A 19,716-nucleotide genomic window follows, 5' to 3' on the forward strand; every position below is an offset into this window, starting at 1 on the left:
CCTCGTCAAAAGTCTTGACGAGGTTTTCTGATTTCAAACCAGCTATTCTTATTTAATGGAAACAATGCGTACGTTCATTTCTCCTCCAGGAGTCTGAACGGTAACTTCGTCTCCGACTGTACGTCCAATCAGGCTCTTGGCAATTGGTGAATCGTTTGAGATTTTACCTTCAAAAGGATCCGCCTCGGCACTTCCTACGATAGTGTAAGTTTCTTCGTCTCCATCCGGAAGCTCCACGAACGTAACGGAACGGCCAAGTCCAACGATATCTCCAGCCATTTCTTCCTCTTGAATGATTTTTGCATTGCGGATCATATTTTCAAGAGTAGTAATCCGGCCCTCAACAAATGCCTGCTCTTCTTTTGCTGAATCATATTCCGAGTTCTCGGAAAGATCTCCGAAGCTTCTTGCGATTTTTATACGTTCAACTACTTCTTTGCGTTTAACCGATTTTAAGTATTCAAGTTCCTGCTCAAGTTTTTCTTTACCTGCCTGTGTCATTGGGAAAACCTTTTCTGTAGCCAAAACCTTCACTCCTTCGAATTACACATCCTTTAAAAGGATGTGTTCTATAATGTATGTACTTCTTTTTATCATATTATCAAGAAAATGAACAGGAGCGCGTCCTTTGTTAAAGGGCGCGCAGATCATCTTTTTATTTTGACCGGCTCTGAAAGATTTAGCTGACGGTTATATTGAACCGGGACAAGCAATAGATCTAAAAAAGCCACTCGGTAAAAGGATAAGTCCTATAGAACATTTTCAATGCTATTGTTTCATAAAAATGACTTTTGTTCAAGAATTGTTTGAATTTTTGTGACCATTAAATCAATGGCAACGTAATTATGCCCGCCTTCGGGAATAATGATGTCAGCATATCTTTTCGTCGGCTCAATAAATTGATTATGCATTGGCCGTACAACATTTACATACTGTTCAATGACTGAATCCATGGTGCGTCCCCGCTCTTTTATATCCCTGAATAAGCGGCGGATGATCCGCAGGTCTGCATCTGTATCTACATATAATTTCATGTCCATCAGATTACGGAGCCTCTCATCCTCAAGAATCAGAATGCCCTCTAAGATGATGACATCCTTTGGTTCGACTTCAATTACTTCTTCAGACCTTGTATGCATGGCATAATCATATACAGGCTTTCTTATCGGCTCATATTTCAGCAGGCTTTCAATATGTTCAATAAGCAGGTCGTTGTCAAATGCAAGCGGATGGTCATAATTTGTCTTCAGTCTTTCCTCGAAGGGCAGATGAGTCTGATCCTTATAATAATAATCCTGTTCGATCATAAGGATTGAGTGCCCTTTGAATCGGTCATAAATCGCTTTAGTTACGCTCGTTTTTCCTGAGCCGGAACCGCCGGCTACCCCAATTACAACGGGTTTGCGTTTCATTGATTAGAGCTCCTTTCGCATCATGTTGTCAGGGTATACCGGCTTATCAACTTTAAATTGAACAATTTGAAGCGGATGGCGCGCTGCATCCAGCTCATTGCCTTTTTCATCCCATATTTTATCGATGACTTGTGTAAAGTTTTCAATTTCAGGGCCGAAGAATTCTACTTCCTCTCCAGGCATAAATTTGTTTCTCTGCTGCAGGGTAACAATTTGTGTTTCCGGATTGTAATCCAGCACAAGCCCGACGAAATCGATATTCGTCTTTTTGCTATGATTTCCAAACATTTGCTCTTTATACCCGGGTACCCCTTCAAAGAAAGCGGTCGCTGTTTCGCGGTTTGCACATTTATCAAGCTCTTCAAGCCATTCCTGCTTAATCTGGAAGTTATCCGGATCTGCACAATAGGCATCAATCACTTTGCGGTACACGCTTACTACTGTTGCAATGTAATGGATGGATTTCATGCGTCCTTCAATTTTTAAACTGTCAATTCCCAATTCGATCATACGCGGAATTGATTCAATCAGCTTAAGATCTTTAGGACTCATCGCAAAAGGAGCATCTCCTTCGCTGTATAAAGGTACCTCATTTTCTCCTTCAAGCTGATACAAATCATAATCCCAGCGGCAGGACTGGCAGCAGCCGCCCCTGTTGGAATCACGTGCAGTCATATGGTTGCTGAGTGTGCAGCGACCGGAGTAGGCAATACACATCGCCCCATGAATGAAGGTTTCAATTTCAATATCAACCTTTTCCTTCATTTCTTTGATTTCCTCCGCACTTGTTTCACGCGCAAGGACGACACGCTCCAATCCTTCTTCCTTCCAGAACTCGACTGCCTTCCAGTTGGAGAGGGATTGCTGTGTGCTTAAATGCACTTCTATCTCCGGTGCAACACGGCGGCAGGTTTCAATGATCAGCGGATCTGCCACAATGATTCCTGCAACTCCTGCTTCTTTAAGACCCTGCAAATACTCCTCAAGACCATCAATATTTTCGTTATGAGCAAAAATATTAGTTGTAACATAAATCTTCGCTCCGTATTTTTTGGCAAATTCTACGCCTTCTTTCATTTCTTCAAAAGTGAAGTTGCCTGCGCTTGAACGAAGGCCGTATTCCTGTCCGCCGATAAACACAGCGTCGGCACCATAGTGGACGGCAATCTTCAGCTTTTCAAGGTTTCCAGCCGGAGCAAGCAATTCAGGCTTTTTTACAATAACCCGTTTGCCGTTGACAATTTCGGAAATTTTTTCTTTTACCGCTGCCATAGAGCTTCCTCCTCTTAATTTTTAATATAGTCAAATTAGTAGACAGTTTCCTTAAAGAAGAATCCGGTATCAAGCGGACGATTCGCCGGCTGAATTTCTTCAACTTCAGTGAGAAGACCATCTTTTATTTCATCGTATTGGTCCGGATCTTCGACACATAGATCAATAGCTTTTCTATAGAGTTTAGTCACTTCAACAATATACTCAGGAGTTTTTAATATCCCGTCAATTTTAAATGAATCAATGCCCGCTTCAATCATTTCCTGCAGTTCATCTATAATGCAGATGTCATTAGGACTCATGATATGAGTGCCATTTTCATCTTCAAAAATCGGGTATTTATTTTCCCGTTCCTTATCGTGGAGGAACATATTTTTTTCCTGTTTGCGGTTTTCCACTTCCAGGGCTTTCCCCTGGTATTCATAATAATTGCCCAGCAGGGAGCGCTTTGATTGGAACATGGCAGTCATGCCATGAACCTGCACTTCAATTTCTACCTCGGCATTCTCTTTTATTTCAATGATGGCATCCATATTAATCTCTCTTGCAAGGACTGCGCGTTTTGCACCTTTTCTGCCCCAGTAGTTGCATGTATACCAGTTTGTTGCAGTAGTTTCTGTATTCCAATGGAGCTTCATGTCCGGCGCAGCCGAGCGGGCGGCCATTAATACAGCAGGATCTCCAAAAATGATTGCATCAACATTTATTTCATTTAAAAAACTGATATAGCCTTCAAGTTCAGGCACTTTATCATTATGAAATAAAGCGTTCATCGCCACATACACTTTTTTCCCATGCTTGTGTGCAAGTTGAACCGCTTCTTTCACATCTCCCCTTGTGAATTCCCCTGCAAGTCTCAGTCCATACCGCTGTTCTCCTACAACAAAGGCATCTGCACCCGCAGACACAAGGGGCCCGATATCTTCAACACTTGTTGGCGTTACCAACAGTTCAGGTTTATTCATTATAATCACCTCTTTTTACTAATTGCCACGCCATCCCCAACAGGCAAAATAACTGTATGATATTCAGGATGACTCATTAGCCATTTATTAAACACATCAATTTTTCTAACCATATTCCGGATACGTTTATTTTCTATATCTGGTTCACACACAAGGCCTTTGAAAAGGACATTGTCTGTTATAATCACACCGCCATCTGAGAGAAAACGTGAATAGATTTCAAAGAACCGCTGATATTGGCCTTTTGCTGCATCAATAAATATAGCATCATAGCGTCCGTGCTTTTCAACATCTTCCTCGACTTCCAGGGCATCTCCCTTAATGATGATGATTTGCTCCTTTTTCCCGGCTTCTTCTATATACTTTTCGGCAAGCTGGTAACGTTCCGCATCGCGTTCAATAGTAACAATTTTCGATTCAGGAACTGCGAACGCCATTCTGAGTGCTGAATAGCCAATTGCCGTGCCTACTTCGAGAATCATTTTCGGTTTTTGAATGCGCAAAAGCTGAAGCATCGCTTCGATTCCTGCCAGCTCCATGATTGGAACATTATGCTCTTTGGCGTACTGCTCCATTTTGTCCAGTAACTGGGTTCTTTCAGGTATTATTTCCTCTATATATGCATGCAGCTTATCGTTCATCAAGCTGGCATCACCTCGATCAGATGGAATTTTATTGTCAAGCTGCGGCTCTAAGAGACACTCAGGTCTCAGCCGTTTTTTTATTTAGACATGAAAAAATAGCGTTCACAGATAGGATGTGAAAATGCGCTGTGCTGCATTCCGGCTTAGTTGAGCCTGTATCCATGCTTGTCCGTGATTTACGCTATCTTAAAGACATTAAAACACCTGATCTATTTTACCATAAGTAAAAGGGGAATGCTATATGTGCACATTCCCCTTTTCCCAATTTAATTATTTGATATATGCTGTGCTTTTTTTTGATTATGCTCATCCAATGTCTTTGAGAAAAGAACTTCTCCTGATGATGTAGCAAGGAAGTAAAGGTAATCCGTTTCTGCAGGCACCAATGCTGCTTCAATTGAGGAAACTCCTGCATTTGAAATTGGACCGGGAGTCAGTCCAGGGTACTTATATGTGTTGTATGGTGAGTCGATTTCTAAGTCTTTATATAGGACCCTTGATTTATGTTCACCATGTGCATACAGAACAGTTGGATCTGTCTGCAGAGGCATTCCTGTGTCAATCCTGTTGTAGAAAACACTCGCAATCTGATCACGGTCTACTTTCGCCGTTGCTTCTTCCTCTATGAGCGATGCCATTGTCAATAATTTGTGCGGAGTATATTCCTGCTTCTCCATATCACCGCTATACTCTTTAATAACTGAAGCCGTTTTATCAAGCATAACTTTGACAATTTCCTCTATAGTAGGATCTTCTTTGTAAAAAGGATAGGTTGCCGGAAATAGATATCCCTCAAGAGGATATTTAATATTCTCACCCAGGATTTCCTTTGTAAGCAATCCAGGATATTCTGCCATTAAAGACTTAATAAAAGCTTTTTCATTAAGTTTTTTCAACACATCTTCTGGTTTTTTATCAGTTTTTTCTGCAATGATCCCTGCTATCTGCTCAAGCTGTTTTCCCTCTGGAATGGTGATCTTGAAAGCAACTTCTTCCATTACCTTACCTGTTTTCAAGCTATCCAGAATCTCCTTCATATTCATGGAAGGCTTCAATTCATATTCTCCTGCCATGAATCCAGCTTCATTCTTAAATTTCACATAATATTTAAAAACACGTGCATCCCTGATAATTCCATTTTCTTCAAGGACTGTGCCGATTCCTGTAACAGAAGACCCGATTGGTATCTCTACTTTTTTCGGCTTATTATTATCGGGATCAACAGGCTTTAAAGCTGAATTAATATAAAAATATCCGCCGCCGAGCACTGCAGCAGCTGAGATTAATAATATGATTGCAACTATCAGTACAATTTTACGGACTACTTTTGCTTCACCTTGGCGCTCAATCATTTTTTCGCGTATTATTTCTTTTTTCCCTTTTTGATCGTCTGCCGACATCACATATCCCCCCGTTCCAAAGACCTTAGCTTTGTAAATGGCTCTTTTCGTATAATTTGTTTATTTTCGCCTTTCAATATTGTCCGTTGATTTCCGCTCCAGGCTGCTCAGCGAACCTCGGGGCAGGCGGTGAGCCTCCTCACCGCTTCGTGTCTGCGGGATCTCACCTGTCCCGCTACTCCCGCTGGAGTCTCGCGCCTGCCGCTGCAATCAACTCAGTAAATAATATTATAAAAGCAAAAAACTTTGCAAAAACAGCATTGTAAATTAACTGCACGTTTTCTTGCCAACTGGCCTAAGAAATTGTATTTTCTTTTTGTTCCTGAGACATCACGGGCTTATTATACTATATTTTCTTTTGGAAGTCGCAGGATATTACAAAAACCAAAAAGATTCGCCATTTTTTCCCACATTTTGCACTTTCGGTTTATTCAGCTCCAGCCGAAAAAGAAGCAAATAAAAAACTGGCCCGGGGGCCAGTTTAATTAATCTTCCTGCTCATCAAGGAATGTGTTTAGCATTTCTTCAATTAGATCCCATTCCTCTTCTGTCTCGATCGGCTGCAGCTCGCCATCCTTGCTGTCTTCGCTTGGGCTGAATGCTGATGCGTGAATTTCAATTTCTTCATCATCATTTTCATCTGCCCCCACTGGGTAGTAAAGGACATATGACTTTCCGAATTCTTCGGAATCAAACGTGAACAATACTTCGCAAAGCTGCTCGTTGCCTTCCTCATCAATTACAGTAATGTTGTTATCTCCATGGTTCATTTCTGTTCACCTCATTAAATTTGGCTATTTAAAAAGCCTTGTAAAATCATTACGGCTGCCATTTTATCAATGACTTTTTTCCGTTTCTTGCGGCTGACATCCGCTTCAAGCAAAACTCTTTCAGCTGCCATTGTTGAGAGACGCTCGTCCCATAATACGACCGGAAGGCCAAATAGCTTCTCCAGCTCTGAAGCAAAGAACTGGCTGGCTTCACCGCGTGGGCCAATGGTTCCATTCATATTTTTAGGCAGGCCGACAACAATTTTACTGACTTCATGCTCTTTTATTATTTCACCAATTCTTTCAAAACCAAACTCTTTTTCTTCCTCGTTGATTTTGATGGTTTCCAAGCCCTGCGCTGTCCATCCGAACGCATCGCTTAGAGCGACGCCGACTGTCTTAGAGCCGACATCCAGTCCCATAGTCCGCATGTTTACCCCTCACGCTGCTGTTTTAAGTATGATTTAACCAATTCTTCGATGATCTCATCCCGTTCAAGTTTACGGATGATATTGCGTGCATCCTTATGGCGGGGAATGTAAGCCGGATCCCCGGACAGCAGATAACCGACAATTTGGTTTATAGGATTATACCCTTTTTCCTGGAGGGCACCATACACTTGAAACAGAACTTCATTCACATCCTGTTCGATTGGTTCTTCAGGAAAGTTAAACCTCATTGTTTTGTCAAATGAGCTCATATCTTACACCTCGCTTTTCTGTATGAAGGATAGGATAGCTTTTATTTACCGGATTGAATCCGGTTCATTACCCGCTTGTCCCCCTCTTCATAACTGTTTGGCCTGCCGCCTGAATAAACAGAGCAATCAATAAATGATCTTGTTCCTGACAGGAAAACATGGTGAAGAACAAGCTGTTTCTTCCTGATGATGAACAATCTCTCTTGGTTACCTCCATTTTACACTACTTTACTGGGATATCAAACGGATTTAACCCATTCTTCTACAAATTGCAGAGCACTTTCAAGTTTTTCCGGGTCTTTTCCGCCAGCCTGAGCCATATCCGGACGGCCTCCGCCTCCGCCTCCGCATTTTGCAGCAACTTCTTTGACCGCTTTGCCCGCATGGAAGCCTTTTTTAATCAGATCATCTGTCACCCCGGCAATAATATTCACTTTTCCCTCGTTTACACTGCCTAATACAACAACTGCAGATCCGAGTTTTTGTTTTAAATCGTCAGCCATATTGCGCAGGTTATTCATGTCTGATGCCTGGACCTTCTCAGCAAGAACGGTAATGCCATTGACTTCTTTTGCCTTTGATACCAGGCTCCCTGCTTCAATATTGCCCAATTTCGCTGCTAAAGATTCGTTTTCTCGCTGCAGCTGCTTCATTTCTCCAAGCAGCACATCAATTCTTGCGGACAAATCTTTTGGATTGGTCTTTAATTTGCCTGAAGCTTCTTTTAATACAGTAATCTGGTCATTCATTAGCTTGTATGCAGATTCGCCAGTTACTGCTTCTATTCTGCGAGTTCCAGCGCCAATTCCGCTTTCCGATTGGATCTTGAACAATCCGATGGAAGCAGTATTAGGAACATGGCATCCGCCGCAAAGCTCGAGACTGTAGTCACCAACCTGAACAACCCGGACAATCTTGCCATATTTCTCACCAAATAGAGCCATAGCCCCCATTGCCTTTGCCTCTTCAATGTCCTTGTAGTTGATTTCAACTTTAAGGCTTTGCCAAATTTGTCCGTTGACAATCGCTTCAATTTTCTCAAGCTCTTCTGAAGTAATTTGCCCAAAATGAGAGAAGTCAAAACGCAGGCGATCCGGCCCTACTAAAGAACCAGCCTGGTTAACATGGCCTCCCAAAACATCCTTTAAAGCCTGATGAAGCAAGTGAGTTGCAGTATGATTTTTGATTACCTTTGAACGGATTTGCTCATTTACGGCAGCCAGTACAGATGCTTCAGCCTTCAGCGTTCCTTTTTCAACGACAGCTCTATGAAGGTTTTGTCCATTCGGAGCTTTTTGAACATCCTTAATTGAAACCATTAATCCTTCTGCTTCAAGAGTTCCCTGGTCAGCAATCTGTCCGCCGCTCTCTGCGTAAAATGGTGTCTCATTCAGGATCAGCTGAATCTCATCACCAGCATGAGCTTCTTCAATTAATTGCCCACCCTTCACAATTGCAGCTATTATGGCTTCTGTCTGAAGCTTATCATATCCGACAAATTTGCTTTCGGTTTTCAGCTCTCCTAATACACCGCCCTGGACCTGCATGGAATCTACATCCTGACGTGCTGAACGTGCACGCTCACGCTGTCCCTCCATTTCCTTTTCAAATCCGGCATGATCCACTTTCATACCTTCTTCTTCAGCATATTCCTCTGTTAACTCAACAGGGAATCCGTACGTATCATAAAGACGGAAAACGTCTTCACCCTGAATCGTATCGCTGCCTTTTTCCTTTTCTTTCTTGATAACAGATGAAAGAATGGCAAGACCTTCATGTAGTGTTTCATGGAAACGTTCTTCTTCGTTCTTGATGACCTTTTGGATAAACTCTGTTTTCTCTTTTACCTCCGGATAGAAGTCATGCATAATTTCTCCTACCACAGGCACCAATTCATACATAAATGGCTCGTTTATATTAATTTGTTTAGCATATCTGACAGCACGGCGAAGCAATCTTCTTAATACATAGCCCCGTCCTTCATTAGAAGGCAGAGCACCGTCACCCACTGCAAATGCCACTGTGCGGATATGGTCAGCAATAACTTTAAATGCAACATCCGTTTCTTTTGATGCTCCATATTTCCGGCCTGAGATTTCTTCCGTTCCCCGGATAATCGGCATAAATAAGTCTGTATCAAAGTTGGTAGGAACATTTTGAACGACAGATGCCATCCGCTCAAGTCCCATCCCGGTATCAATATTTTTCTTAGGAAGCGGCGTATAAGTGCCATCTGGATTATGGTTGAATTCAGAAAACACAAGGTTCCAAACTTCTAAATAGCGATCGTTTTCACCGCCGGGATAAAGTTCAGGATCTTCTGTGTCATTTCCATATTCAGTACCGCGATCATAGAAGATTTCTGTATTTGGACCACTTGGGCCTTCTCCAATATCCCAGAAGTTTCCTTCCAAACGGATAATTCTCTCTTCCGGCACTCCCACTTTTTCCCGCCAGATGTTAAAAGCTTCATCATCTTCAGGATGAATCGTAACAGAAAGCTTTTCTTCAGCAAAGCCGATCCATTTTTTATCAGTCAAAAACTCCCAAGCCCAGACGATTGCTTCTTCTTTAAAGTAATCACCAATTGAGAAATTGCCCAGCATTTCAAAAAAAGTATGATGTCTTGCTGTTTTGCCGACATTTTCGATATCGTTTGTGCGGATGGATTTTTGGGCATTTGTAATCCTTGGGTTCTCTGGAATGACACGGCCGTCAAAATATTTTTTCAGAGTGGCAACACCACTGTTAATCCAGAGAAGGGATGGATCTTCGTGAGGAACGAGGGATGCGCTCGGTTCAACAGCGTGTCCTTTCTCTTTAAAGAAATCCAGGAACATTCGGCGTATTTCAGCACCTGATAATTGTTTCATTCTAACCAACCTCCTAAAATATGTAAAAACTTTTAAAAACAACAAAAAAAGCCCTCATCCCTGGACAGGGACGAGAGCTTGCTCGCGGTACCACCCTGATTATGGAAGTTAATAGTATAAAGACCAGATCCTTATCCGGTTCATTAGACAATCTTCCATCTCTCAGATCCTTAACGCGGAAATACGGCAGGGATTAGCTGCACTCAGGATTAGCTTTCTGTTATCCTTCATCTGGAAGTTCTTTCAGCCATGGAACTCCCTCTCTTTTATGAACGCAGCAATGCATTCACGCAGATGGCCTATAACATACTCATTCCGTCAAAATGTTTAATATATAACTTTATAGACGCATTATAGCGATTTACCTTTATTGTTGTCAACATCATGATGAGGTTCCGCTGATTTTTGGCTGTTTATTTTTTGAAAAGTGTTTTTTTGCATGTATCATACTTACTTTAATAACAGCTAAAATCGGAACTGCAATAATCAAGCCCAATATCCCTCCAGCTTCTCCGCCGGCCAGCAGTGCGAGCATAATGAGAAGAGGGTGCATATGAAGACTTTTTCCAACAATCAGGGGTGATAGGATATTCCCCTCAAGGAATTGAAGAACAATAATAATCCCAATTGTTATTACAACCATTTTAACCGATAAAGCTGAAGCAATGATGACAGCCGGAACCGCTCCGATAATTGGACCAAAATAAGGAATTACATTGGTAACACCTATAATTGTGCCCAGCAAAAGAGGATAGCGCATATCAAAAACCCAGAATAGCAGAGAAGAAATCGCCCCAATGGCTGCACATACCAGAAGCTGTCCTCTGATATAGCTTCCGAGGGACTTATCTATATCTCTTAAGAATAACACGCCTTCCTTCCTCCATTTTCTTGGCGTCAAGTACCAGGCAGCTCTTTTCATAATCGAAAAATCTTTAAGAAGGTAAAAGGAAATGAAGGGAATAACTGCGATAATCACAGCATAGTTCAGTACATTCAGAAAAAATGTGATTACCTTTGATAAAAGATTATTTAATCTTTGCTCTACAGCAGCAATAACCTCATCAATCCTGGTCTGCAGGCCATCTGGCCATGTTGATGTTTTACTCTGAATCGTGTCGATCCACCCGCGGTACTGATTTGCAAATTGAGGTGCATTTTCCGCCAGATCACGCAATTGATGAATAAAAGCCGGAATCCCTTTATATAGGATAAGGCCAATTCCCCCGAAGAACAAAAAATATATAATAAAAACGGCAAGCCCCCTGTGAAGCCCCGTTTCATGCAGTTTTTCCACGATCGGGTGAAGAAGATATGTAATAAATGCCCCAATGACAAAAGGAATGAATACGGCAAAAATGATTTCCAGAACGGGCATCCATAATGCCTGGAGCTTTAGGAAAACTAAAATCACAATAAACAAGAGAAGCAGAAATCCAAGCCGGTAATACCATTTCATTTGAATATTCAATATGGCCCCCCTCCTTGTAATTATTGTGATAGCTTCCATGGGAATTATGCATCTTACTCAATATGATAAGCATGGAGCTGCGAAAAAAAGCTGGCCCTTTTTTAAGAACCAGCCTTGATCATTTAAAATAAAGCTTTGGTTATTCTTTTCTGGATGCGTTTCATTTTTCGGCCTGATATCATATTATTCTTTTGAGCATAATTATAAGCAGCCATGCCTGCCCCAAGCATCATTGCAGAGGTTAATATTTTGTTCAAACTGGTTCACCTCTTCCGTTAATTCTTACGAAAGAAACCGGCGCTCTTCTTCTTCAAATAAATCATCAAGGGAGCTGAGCGTACCATCTTCCTCTACTTGATGGGTGTTAATGATCCCTTTGGACAAGGAAAGTTCAATAAAGCAATTCCAGCAATAATATTGGTTAATCCCGATTTTACCAATATCTTTGCTCTGGCAATTTGGACATTTCAGCACGAAAAAGACACCTCACTATTTTACATTTACAATAATGGCGTCTTTTCCAATTGCAGGCGGGTCATCGGTTTTTATGACACGTTTTCCTTCCAGCACATCTGAAAAGAAGCCATCCGACAGTTCGTACCCTACAATCGTGCCCAATTCTTCCTTAAAGTATACATCCTCAAGCAAACCCAGCCGTTCTCCTTCCCGGCTCATAATCATTTTGCCGGTTAACCGGTTATTGGTCTCACATGTATAATCATCATGTTTAGGAATTGCCTGGAGAACAGAGGTATCTTCAATCATCACTCCATCCCAGCCGAAAGATGCCACGTCTTCAATATTGATGATATAGGTCTTTTTCAGAAATGCGCCCTTTCGCAGCAGTAATCCCTGAACTTTTCCGGTTCCTGAAATGGATAAATCACAAATATCGCCTGCTTTATTGCCGGTTTTCAGCTCAAACACCGGCAGCCCTTTTAATAAAGAAAATGTCCGCAAAGAGAATCCCGCCTTCCCGAACATTTATAGTTTTCACTGTCCCGAAAAAAACATAACGGAAAACCATTCCCATGGGAGCCAAAAAATATTGTTAAGAACGGATTAGAAAGCCTGCATAAGCCTACTTTCCGCTGTACCTTGGCTTATTAAAAAGCTCGCTGCGCTCCCCGCCGTCTGACAGTTCCTCTGAAAACTCAAAGTCCTGCCGCGGCTGTCTGCGTCGTTTTACTCCATGGAGATTGAGAAGAGAAGTTCTGTTTTTCTTTTCCACATTTATCTCTCCTTTATATATTTAGATTAAACCGCCAAATTGCATGTCTATTGCTTAGATATACAAAAAGAACAGTCTTTTATTGTAGACTGCTCTTCTTAGCTATATTCTTTTTCCAAAAAATCATACGGTGTTATATTTCCCATTCCTATCATTGGATCGGATTGGAGAAGCTTTTCTTCGAGAGAAAGTGTTTCCGTAAGAGAAGCCTCAGTTGTATCTTCAAGCCCTGTTTCATCATTAAACAGGATTGCATCTCTCAGCTTTTCAGAAAGAGTGGTCAAGCGGGCCTGTTCATCCGCACGTTCCACACCCATTTTTAATGCATCTTCTTCGCCGCACAATATCAAAAATTGTCTGCTGCGGGTAATGGCGGTATAAAGGAGATTTCTTCTCAGCATCCTGTAATAGCTTTTAACAACAGGCATAATGACAATCGGAAATTCACTTCCCTGCGATTTATGGACAGAGCAGCAGTAGGCATGAGTGATCTGGTTCAAATCCTGCCTTGTGTATGTAGCTTCCGCACCATCAAAGGATACGACAATCATATCCTGTTTTTCCGTATTTTCCTTTGCGTAAAAAATAGAAACAATTTCACCCATATCCCCGTTAAAAACATTGTTCTCAGGCTGGTTGACAAGCTGAAGGACCTTATCGCCAATTCTGTATTTCACATCACCAAAGGACAGCTCTTTCCTCGATCCATCGGGATTTGGATTCAGTATTTCCTGCAGTATTTCGTTTAGTCTGTCGATGCCTGCAGGTCCGCGGTACATTGGGGCAAGCACCTGAATATCTTTAGATGAATAACCTTTCTTTTTGGCATTAAGGACAACCTTTTCAACAACATCAGCAATTTGGCCCGGCTGGCATTTGATAAATGAACGGTCCGATTGCTGCGCAGTGATGTTCGCAGGAAGCTTGCCTTTTTTCATTTCATGTGCCAGTTCAATAATTGAAGACCCTTCAGCCTGCCTGTATATATCTGTTAAACGGACAGTTGGAATGCGTTCTGAGCGCAGAAGATCCTTCAAAACCTGGCCGGGACCCACTGAAGGCAGCTGGTCTTCATCACCAACCAGTATCACTTGCATATTTTCAGGAAGAGCCTTGAAAAGCTGATTTGCAAGCCAAACATCAACCATTGATGTTTCATCTACAATTAAAATCCTGCCTTCCAGCGGACTCTCCTCGTGCCGGTCAAATCCTTCAGACCCATTCCATCCAAGAAGACGGTGAATCGTTACAGCTGGCAGCCCTGTTGATTCTGCCATCCGTTTTGCAGCCCTTCCTGTAGGGGCTGCCAGCAGGAAGGGAAAGGGCTCTTCCTTTTTATAATCTTTCAGTTCCAGGGAGCAGCCATGCAGCTCGGCATATAACTCAACAATCCCCTTAATAACGGTTGTTTTTCCTGTCCCCGGCCCGCCGGTCAATATCAGCATAGGAGACATAAGAGCTGTTTGAATGGCTTCCTTTTGAGTTGGGGCATATTGGACACCCAGGCGCTCCTCCAAATTTCCAAGGGCCAAAAGAAATTCCGACTCCGGAAACTGTTCATCATACTGGGTTTGCTTGAGGATCCGCTTAATATTGGTTACTAGTCCTTTTTCGGAAAAATAAAGAGATGGAAGGAAAATTTTCTGGCCTTCAGCCATGATCTTCCCTTCCTCTTCAAGCTTAATCAGTTCATTGGATATATCCTTGTATTCAATCAAATCACGTTTATTTTCTTCCAGCAGCTTCTTCACACTTTGCAGAAGAGGCTTTGCTTCAATATAAACATGGCCTGCCTGAATACTCTCCGTTTCAAGTATGTAGAGGCAGGCAGCTTTAATACGGTCAGGATGATTGCCTGATATGCCAATTTGATATCCCAGCTCGTCAGCACGGCCAAAGCCGACCCCCTCTATATCCTCAACCAGCTTATAAGGGTTATTTTGAACGACTTCAATCGTCATTTCTTTATACACCTGATAAATTCTCATGGAAAGCTGCGGTCCAAACCCATATTGATTAAGAGCGATCATGGCTTGCTCAAGGCCCTGGTGTTCCATCAGCGTATCGTAAAGCAATTTAGCTTTTTCAGGTGACAGCTTAGGAACATTATCGAGGAGGGACGGCTGGTTTAGAATACGAGTAATCGCATCTTCTCCAAGTGTCTCCACGATTTGCTCGGCTGTTTTCTTGCCAATCCCTTTAAATAATTCACTTGATAAATAATTGGCTACGCCTTGTTTCGTCTGGGGAAGATCTTTCCTGTAATGGCTTGCATGGAATTGGATGCCGAACTTAGGGTGGTCTTTGAATTCACCATAAAAAATATAGGTTTCATGCTCATGCATCTTTGGAAGATAGCCGGTAATGACCGCTTCTTTCTCATCATAAGAGTCATTCGTTTCATCAACCCTAATGCGCACAACCGTATATAAGTTTTGCTCATTATGAAAGATTGTGACCAGATGTCTGCCCTTTATGAACTTCCCCTGTTCGGCAAAAAGATCCATGGAATCCTGTTTTTCCATTTCCATTCCCTCCCCTAAAAACAACTTTAATTCAATTCACTGCCGCCCTTTTCAATCAGCTTTTTTCCGTAGCCAGCAAGCATATGGTCCGGCTGAATTTCCAGTGCCTTATTAAAGTAAGCAAGTGCTTCATTTTCGTCTTCCTTAAATCCATATGCTACTCCAAGATTATAATAAGCATCTGCATGCTCCGGCTCAATTTCTATGCACTTTTTCATCTGCCCGATCGCTTCATCAATGTAATCCAGCTGTGCCAGGCATAATCCATATTGGAAATGTGCTTCGGCGTCATTTTCATTCAGCTCCGCACTTCGCTGCAAATAAGGCAAAGCCAGTCTGCCCTGGTCAAGGGCTGTAAGGGACATGCCAAGCATGAAGAAATTATCTGCAGTTTCCAGGCCTTTTTGCAGTGCTGTTTCAAACATCTTTTTAGCTTCGTCAAACTGCTGTAATTCATAATATAAATTCCCCGCACTGTAGTAAGCAGCACCGGCATTTTCATCAAGTCCTATTGCTTTCTCATAGAACTTCAGCGCTTTCTCGTTTTCTCCTACGGCAGATAACACATTTCCAAAGTTAATATATGAAACAGGATCTGAAGGATTCTCTTCAATTGCTTCCATAAAAACCTTCGCTGCTTCTTCCCATTTTCCTTCTTGCATATATTGAATACCCATTTGGTTTTTATCCATTATCCATCACTCCATTCAAATCAAAGTATAGCATATTTGAATTCACCTTTTCCGCTGTCTTCTATTCCAGTAATAAAACCCCGATCCTTTGATAAGAATCGGGGTCCAGTCTTTTCTTAACCGACATAATCCAGCTGTTTGCCATCCTTGAAAATTTCATCAATTGTTCCGCCGCCAAGGCACTCGTCTCCATTATAAAAGACAACTGCCTGACCAGGGGTAACAGCCCGGATTGGCTCCTCAAAAGTAACTTTGACCTTGCCATCTCCAAGTGTTTGAACCTTTACCCTGCTGTCAGCCTGACGATATCGGAACTTAGCCGTACATTCAAATTCCTGCGGCTGTTCTGAGTTTGTTACCCAGCTGGCGTTAACAGCAGTAATGGAGTCTGAATAGAGCATTTCATTGTGGAAGCCTTGTCCAACATACAAGACATTTCTCTTTAGATCTTTACCGATTGCAAACCAGGGTTCACCTGCTCCGCCAATGCCAAGTCCATGCCGCTGTCCAATGGTATAATACATGAGGCCATCATGCTTGCCGACAACTTTTCCGTCCATGGTTTCCATGTTTCCGGGCTGCGCCGGAAGGTAATTCCCAAGGAACTCCTTGAAGTTGCGCTCACCAATAAAGCAGATTCCCGTACTGTCTTTCTTTGCTGCAGTTGCCAAACCGGCTTCTTTTGCAAGTTCACGAACTTTGGATTTTTCAATGTCGCCAATCGGGAACATCACTTTCTCAAGCTGCTCCTGTGTCAACTGGTTCAGGAAATAGGTTTGGTCCTTATTATCATCAAGACCTCTCAGCATTTTGTATTCGCCATCTCTGAATTTCACACGTGCATAGTGTCCTGTCGCCAGATAGTCGGCGCCAAGGCTCATAGCATGTTCAAGAAATGCCTTAAATTTAATTTCTTTATTGCACATAACATCCGGATTAGGTGTCCGCCCTGCCTTGTATTCTTCAAGGAAGTAGGTAAATACTTTATCCCAATATTGCTTTTCGAAGTTGACTGCGTAATATGGGATGCCGATTTGGTTGCATACTCGGATGACATCATTGTAGTCCTCTGTAGCGGTACAAACACCATTTTCGTCTGTATCATCCCAGTTTTTCATGAAGATGCCGATTACATCGTAACCCTGTTCTTTCAAAAGCAGGGCCGCCACAGAAGAATCAACGCCTCCGGACATACCAACCACTACCCGGATATCCTTTGGATCTTTGTTCATCTCTTTCACCTCAAATCTTCAGAAACCACGCTATGACGTGCATGTTTCCATTATCTTATCTATTTAGCCAGCCGTTTCACGATTTTGGCTGTTTGTTCTGCTGCTTGTTCGACTTGTTCTTTTGTATTAAAAAGGCCGAAGCTGAAACGGATGGAATTTTGCAGTTTATCTGATCCTTTTCCAAACATGCCGACAAGGACGTGGGATGGTTCGATGGAGCCAGCAGTACAGGCCGACCCGCTTGATGCTGCTATTCCAGCCAAATCAAGATTAACCAGCATGGCTTCAACATTTGTTCCGGGAAAGCTTAAGTTTAAAACATGAGGGAGGGAATAATCAAGCAATCCGTTCAGCTCAAAAACAGCATCTTCCTGCTTCATTTTATCCATGAACAGCATCTTAAAAGAATGCAGCTCTTCCCGCTTTGCTTCCATCTCCTTCTGAGAGATCCGGACAGCCTCCTGGAAGCCTGCAATAGAAGGAACATTTTCCGTTCCTGCCCGCCGCTTCCTTTCTTGTTCACCCCCAAAAAGCCGTGAAGCAAGCTTCACATCAGGATGGGCGTATAAAAAGCCGATTCCTTTTGGGCCATTGATTTTATGGGCGGAGACGGAAAGCAAATCCACTCTCAATTCCTGCACATCAATTTTTTCAATTCCATAAGCCTGTACAGCATCGGTATGGAATTTCGCAGGATGCTCTTCCAATAACCCGCCTATTTCCTTAATCGGCTGAAGAGTCCCTATTTCATTATTTCCGTACATGATAGTTACAAGTATGGTATCCTCCCGCAAAGCATCTTCTACGTCCTTTACAGAAACACGCCCATTTAAATCAACAGGCAAATACGTTACCTCAAAGCCCTGTCTTTCAAGCTCCTCACATGCATGCAAAACCGCATGATGTTCAATTTGAGTTGTGATAATGTGGTTGCCCCTATGGCGGCAGGATTCAGCCGTTCCAAAAATCGCATGATTATCTGCTTCTGTTCCGCCGCCTGTAAAAATAATGTCATTGGCTTTTGCCCCAATACTGTTTGCTAAAGCAGATCTTGCTTCATCGACAATATGGCGTGCACTCCGTCCGAAATGATGAATGCTTGAGGGATTTCCATATTCAGATTTCATGATTTCAGTCATCCGTTCAATCACTTCAGGGTGCATTGGCGAAGTTGCGGCATGGTCAAGGTATATTCTTTCCAAATTATTTCACCTACTTCATTTCATCCTGCTGCTTTATTTTCAACAAAAATTATTCCCTGATTATGACCTAAATATAAAACATATAGGCATCCGATTCTCCGGTATCTGTATGGCTGGCAAGATCTTCAAGCGTTGTGTTATCAAGCACATCTTTCACAGCATCACGAATTCGCATCCAAAGTTCTCTCTTTGCAGGCTCCTCATCTTCAATTCCTTCCACTGGACTAATCGGTCCTTCCAGAACTCTGATGATATCCCCGGCGGTAATTTTTGTCGGCTCTTTGCCTAAAATATATCCGCCGTATGCACCGCGGATACTTTTAACAAGGCCGGCGTTTCGAAGCGGAGCAATAAGCTGCTCCAGATAATGCTCAGACAGGTCATTCGTCTGGGCAATCGATTTTAACGAAGTGGGACCTTCCCCATGCTTTTTAGCTAATTCAATCATTATAGTTAAACCATAACGGCCTTTAGTAGATATTTTCATCAGCTTGCACCTCTATCCTTTTCTTTAAGCATTTGATTCGAATAAATATCCTTTTCTTTAAGCTTTGCCAAAAACCGGTCAGTTAAAGCCTGGCATTGCGGCAAAGCTGCTCCGACAATCGGCCCGACTGCCAAACTGAGTACAATGGTGCCCCAAAAAACAGGTCCTCCCAGCTGCCATCCAACTGTCAGCACAGCAATTTCCATTAAGACTCTGACATTTCTAACCTTCCAGCCAGTTTTTGCTGTCAATGCAATCATCAGGCTATCCCTCGGCCCCGCTCCGAGCTGAGCCGAAATATACATCCCCATCCCATAGCAATAAACAACTATACCAAAACCAAACATGGCCATTTTCCCTGCAAGACCATTTGGCGTCTGCATAAATGGCAAAAGCAAATAGGCGTCAATAAACAGACCAATCAGTATCATATTCAAGAATGCACCGGCCTGTGGAAATTCCTTTGAAATTAGTGCTGCAGCAGCTAATATGATAATCCCGACAATGATGGACCAGCTGCCTATCGTCAGTCCAAGCTGGTAGTACAGCCCAACATGCAGAACATCCCAGGGGGTTGCCCCTATATCAGCCACTATTAACAAAACAATACCCAGGCTCATGACAAGCAGTCCTGTTAGATACACCAAAAACCTGGGACCGATTTGCCCTTTATTTTTCAGTAACATGTCCCCAACGCTCCCCGCATGACCTGCAAAAATATATTAAGTTTTAATCCTTAGTAAGATTATAGACTTTTGACATTATAGCATATTTTAGGGAGAAAAGGGGCGCGAGGGATTGAATCCCGGACGCTGGCAATGGCGGTCTAATTGATTTCGC

At 42.4% G+C, this 19,716-nt stretch carries 22 protein-coding genes; all 22 read right to left on the reverse strand.

Annotation, left to right across the window (positions count from 1 at the left end; all coding sequences use genetic code 11):
- Positions 1-48: 48 nt before the first annotated feature.
- The gene (greA, locus tag NAF01_RS19065) at positions 49-525 is read right to left on the reverse strand and encodes a transcription elongation factor GreA (protein WP_009333053.1); all 477 of its coding nucleotides are present in this window, start codon (positions 523-525) and stop codon (positions 49-51) included.
- Positions 526-776: 251 nt separating this feature from the next.
- Entirely contained in the window at positions 777-1,412 is a 636-nt protein-coding gene (gene udk / locus NAF01_RS19070) for a uridine kinase (protein ID WP_076257413.1), read from the reverse strand.
- 3 nt (positions 1,413-1,415) lie between these two features.
- Complete coding sequence (locus NAF01_RS19075; protein ID WP_250800976.1) at positions 1,416-2,684, reverse strand: peptidase U32 family protein; 1,269 nt, start codon at positions 2,682-2,684, stop codon at positions 1,416-1,418.
- Between the two features lie 35 nt (positions 2,685-2,719).
- Entirely contained in the window at positions 2,720-3,649 is a 930-nt protein-coding gene (locus NAF01_RS19080) for a peptidase U32 family protein (protein WP_250800977.1), read from the reverse strand.
- Between the two features lie 5 nt (positions 3,650-3,654).
- A complete protein-coding gene (locus NAF01_RS19085; RefSeq protein WP_226618421.1) occupies positions 3,655-4,290 on the reverse strand; it encodes an O-methyltransferase in 636 nt (211 codons plus the stop codon).
- 269 nt (positions 4,291-4,559) lie between these two features.
- On the reverse strand, positions 4,560-5,693 hold the full coding sequence (gene mltG / locus NAF01_RS19090) for an endolytic transglycosylase MltG (RefSeq protein WP_197248225.1): 1,134 nt from the start codon (positions 5,691-5,693) through the stop codon (positions 4,560-4,562).
- Between the two features lie 485 nt (positions 5,694-6,178).
- Complete coding sequence (locus NAF01_RS19095) at positions 6,179-6,463, reverse strand: DUF1292 domain-containing protein (protein WP_009333059.1); 285 nt, start codon at positions 6,461-6,463, stop codon at positions 6,179-6,181.
- 14 nt (positions 6,464-6,477) lie between these two features.
- Positions 6,478-6,894 (reverse strand): Holliday junction resolvase RuvX, encoded by a 417-nt coding sequence (gene ruvX, locus NAF01_RS19100; protein WP_048010335.1) that lies wholly within the window; start codon positions 6,892-6,894, stop codon positions 6,478-6,480.
- 2 nt (positions 6,895-6,896) lie between these two features.
- The gene (locus tag NAF01_RS19105) at positions 6,897-7,163 is read right to left on the reverse strand and encodes an IreB family regulatory phosphoprotein (RefSeq protein WP_009333061.1); all 267 of its coding nucleotides are present in this window, start codon (positions 7,161-7,163) and stop codon (positions 6,897-6,899) included.
- Positions 7,164-7,204: 41 nt separating this feature from the next.
- Entirely contained in the window at positions 7,205-7,360 is a 156-nt protein-coding gene (locus tag NAF01_RS19110) for a hypothetical protein (protein WP_226618300.1), read from the reverse strand.
- A gap of 42 nt (positions 7,361-7,402) precedes the next feature.
- Complete coding sequence (gene alaS / locus NAF01_RS19115; RefSeq protein WP_226618299.1) at positions 7,403-10,036, reverse strand: alanine--tRNA ligase; 2,634 nt, start codon at positions 10,034-10,036, stop codon at positions 7,403-7,405.
- 382 nt (positions 10,037-10,418) lie between these two features.
- Positions 10,419-11,507 (reverse strand): AI-2E family transporter, encoded by a 1,089-nt coding sequence (locus NAF01_RS19120; RefSeq protein WP_226618298.1) that lies wholly within the window; start codon positions 11,505-11,507, stop codon positions 10,419-10,421.
- 122 nt (positions 11,508-11,629) lie between these two features.
- The gene (locus NAF01_RS19125) at positions 11,630-11,764 is read right to left on the reverse strand and encodes a YrzQ family protein (protein ID WP_081757307.1); all 135 of its coding nucleotides are present in this window, start codon (positions 11,762-11,764) and stop codon (positions 11,630-11,632) included.
- A 25-nt stretch (positions 11,765-11,789) separates the two neighbouring features.
- Complete coding sequence (locus tag NAF01_RS19130; RefSeq protein ID WP_035331236.1) at positions 11,790-11,981, reverse strand: hypothetical protein; 192 nt, start codon at positions 11,979-11,981, stop codon at positions 11,790-11,792.
- A gap of 15 nt (positions 11,982-11,996) precedes the next feature.
- Complete coding sequence (locus NAF01_RS19135) at positions 11,997-12,467, reverse strand: PRC-barrel domain-containing protein (protein ID WP_163143571.1); 471 nt, start codon at positions 12,465-12,467, stop codon at positions 11,997-11,999.
- Positions 12,468-12,588: 121 nt separating this feature from the next.
- Positions 12,589-12,738 carry a hypothetical protein gene (locus NAF01_RS19140; RefSeq protein WP_226618297.1) on the reverse strand — a complete coding sequence of 50 codons (150 nt, stop codon included), beginning with the start codon at positions 12,736-12,738 and terminating at the stop codon, positions 12,589-12,591.
- A 98-nt stretch (positions 12,739-12,836) separates the two neighbouring features.
- On the reverse strand, positions 12,837-15,263 hold the full coding sequence (gene recD2, locus NAF01_RS19145; RefSeq protein ID WP_226618296.1) for an SF1B family DNA helicase RecD2: 2,427 nt from the start codon (positions 15,261-15,263) through the stop codon (positions 12,837-12,839).
- 26 nt (positions 15,264-15,289) lie between these two features.
- Positions 15,290-15,955, reverse strand: coding sequence for a tetratricopeptide repeat protein (locus NAF01_RS19150; protein ID WP_222497696.1), 666 nt, complete (start codon positions 15,953-15,955; stop codon positions 15,290-15,292).
- A gap of 116 nt (positions 15,956-16,071) precedes the next feature.
- Positions 16,072-17,187 (reverse strand): tRNA 2-thiouridine(34) synthase MnmA, encoded by a 1,116-nt coding sequence (mnmA, locus tag NAF01_RS19155; protein WP_250800978.1) that lies wholly within the window; start codon positions 17,185-17,187, stop codon positions 16,072-16,074.
- 59 nt (positions 17,188-17,246) lie between these two features.
- The gene (locus NAF01_RS19160; RefSeq protein ID WP_250800979.1) at positions 17,247-18,389 is read right to left on the reverse strand and encodes a cysteine desulfurase family protein; all 1,143 of its coding nucleotides are present in this window, start codon (positions 18,387-18,389) and stop codon (positions 17,247-17,249) included.
- A 67-nt stretch (positions 18,390-18,456) separates the two neighbouring features.
- The gene (gene cymR, locus NAF01_RS19165) at positions 18,457-18,876 is read right to left on the reverse strand and encodes a cysteine metabolism transcriptional regulator CymR (RefSeq protein WP_009333072.1); all 420 of its coding nucleotides are present in this window, start codon (positions 18,874-18,876) and stop codon (positions 18,457-18,459) included.
- Positions 18,876-19,562 carry a YczE/YyaS/YitT family protein gene (locus tag NAF01_RS19170; RefSeq protein ID WP_048010344.1) on the reverse strand — a complete coding sequence of 229 codons (687 nt, stop codon included), beginning with the start codon at positions 19,560-19,562 and terminating at the stop codon, positions 18,876-18,878. Before NAF01_RS19170 ends, cymR begins: the two co-directional genes overlap by 1 nt.
- Positions 19,563-19,716: the final 154 nt, after the last annotated feature.

The sequence above is a fragment of the Cytobacillus firmus genome, from assembly GCF_023657595.1.
GTDB lineage: Bacteria > Bacillota > Bacilli > Bacillales > Cytobacillaceae > Cytobacillus > Cytobacillus firmus_B.

What these genes read in the sequence shown, in the direction of transcription:
- udk (WP_076257413.1), bottom strand. Translation starts at nt 1,412, where the DNA reads ATGAAACGCAAACCCGTTGTAATTGGGGTAGCCGGCGGTTCCGGCTCA.
- NAF01_RS19075 (WP_250800976.1), bottom strand. Translation starts at nt 2,684, where the DNA reads ATGGCAGCGGTAAAAGAAAAAATTTCCGAAATTGTCAACGGCAAACGG.
- NAF01_RS19080 (WP_250800977.1), bottom strand. Translation starts at nt 3,649, where the DNA reads ATGAATAAACCTGAACTGTTGGTAACGCCAACAAGTGTTGAAGATATC.
- NAF01_RS19085 (WP_226618421.1), bottom strand. Translation starts at nt 4,290, where the DNA reads ATGAACGATAAGCTGCATGCATATATAGAGGAAATAATACCTGAAAGA.
- mltG (WP_197248225.1), bottom strand. Translation starts at nt 5,693, where the DNA reads ATGTCGGCAGACGATCAAAAAGGGAAAAAAGAAATAATACGCGAAAAA.
- NAF01_RS19095 (WP_009333059.1), bottom strand. Translation starts at nt 6,463, where the DNA reads ATGAACCATGGAGATAACAACATTACTGTAATTGATGAGGAAGGCAAC.
- ruvX (WP_048010335.1), bottom strand. Translation starts at nt 6,894, where the DNA reads ATGCGGACTATGGGACTGGATGTCGGCTCTAAGACAGTCGGCGTCGCT.
- NAF01_RS19105 (WP_009333061.1), bottom strand. Translation starts at nt 7,163, where the DNA reads ATGAGCTCATTTGACAAAACAATGAGGTTTAACTTTCCTGAAGAACCA.
- alaS (WP_226618299.1), bottom strand. Translation starts at nt 10,036, where the DNA reads ATGAAACAATTATCAGGTGCTGAAATACGCCGAATGTTCCTGGATTTC.
- recD2 (WP_226618296.1), bottom strand. Translation starts at nt 15,263, where the DNA reads ATGGAAAAACAGGATTCCATGGATCTTTTTGCCGAACAGGGGAAGTTC.
- NAF01_RS19150 (WP_222497696.1), bottom strand. Translation starts at nt 15,955, where the DNA reads ATGGATAAAAACCAAATGGGTATTCAATATATGCAAGAAGGAAAATGG.
- mnmA (WP_250800978.1), bottom strand. Translation starts at nt 17,187, where the DNA reads ATGAACAAAGATCCAAAGGATATCCGGGTAGTGGTTGGTATGTCCGGA.
- cymR (WP_009333072.1), bottom strand. Translation starts at nt 18,876, where the DNA reads ATGAAAATATCTACTAAAGGCCGTTATGGTTTAACTATAATGATTGAA.
- NAF01_RS19170 (WP_048010344.1), bottom strand. Translation starts at nt 19,562, where the DNA reads ATGTTACTGAAAAATAAAGGGCAAATCGGTCCCAGGTTTTTGGTGTAT.